Below are 598 nucleotides of genomic sequence, written 5' to 3'. Positions count from 1 at the left end.
CCTTATGAGGGTAAATTCGTGTTGGGACTTGGAAACGGCAGCATAAAAACTATTCACGTAACAAAGGCCGACGAGTCTGGAAGGCGTACCGCGTTTGTGGAAGGTTCAGAATACGGTTATTTGCTCGCTCCGTGGGCGGCGCAGAGGCTTTTCAGGAATGCGCGGGATTTTGAGAAGCAATAAACTTTCTGTATTTTTCCAAGTCGCTCTTGAACGCGATAATTGACGTGTCACGGTCGGTCTTTGCTTTTTGCAGGGCTTCGTTTGTTTCAAGTAACATTCTTTCGGAGTTCATAAGGCGGCCGGCGCGCGAGGAAAGTCCGATGTATATGCAGTCTTCCGTGCCGCTCTTGGGGAAAAGTTTTTCCTTGATACGGGCCTTGAATTTCTGCGCTTTAACTAGTCCGGTATCAAGATCGACGCCGGGCATTATAACGGTAATGCCCTGTTCGCCTTTTTCGAACAGCAGATCCCTCGACGTAAATAAAGAAACCGCTTCTTGCGCCGCTTCCTTAAACTGATAACTGGAAATGTTTTCTTTAAATTCAAGCATTAAAAGGGTCAAGTCTTTTTCAGTTGAAGCGCAGCGGTGCAGTTC

The 598-nt window shown here is 47.2% G+C and carries 2 protein-coding genes; one reads left to right on the top strand and one right to left on the bottom strand.

Annotation, left to right across the window (positions count from 1 at the left end):
• Nucleotides 1–183, top strand: a 183-nt coding sequence (locus ACYVTD_RS15585) for a hypothetical protein (RefSeq protein WP_461248611.1), incomplete at its 5' end; no start/stop codon positions are given.
• On the opposite strand, the gene ACYVTD_RS15580 is transcribed toward ACYVTD_RS15585, so the two are convergent.
• A partial coding sequence (locus ACYVTD_RS15580; protein ID WP_461248610.1) for a nucleotidyl cyclase domain-containing protein occupies nt 152–598 on the bottom strand: 447 nt, incomplete at its 5' end. The two genes, ACYVTD_RS15585 and ACYVTD_RS15580, sit on opposite strands and share 32 nt — an antisense overlap.

This window comes from Treponema sp. R6D11 (assembly GCF_054786075.1).
This window is presented reverse-complemented; position numbering and strand designations above follow the sequence as displayed.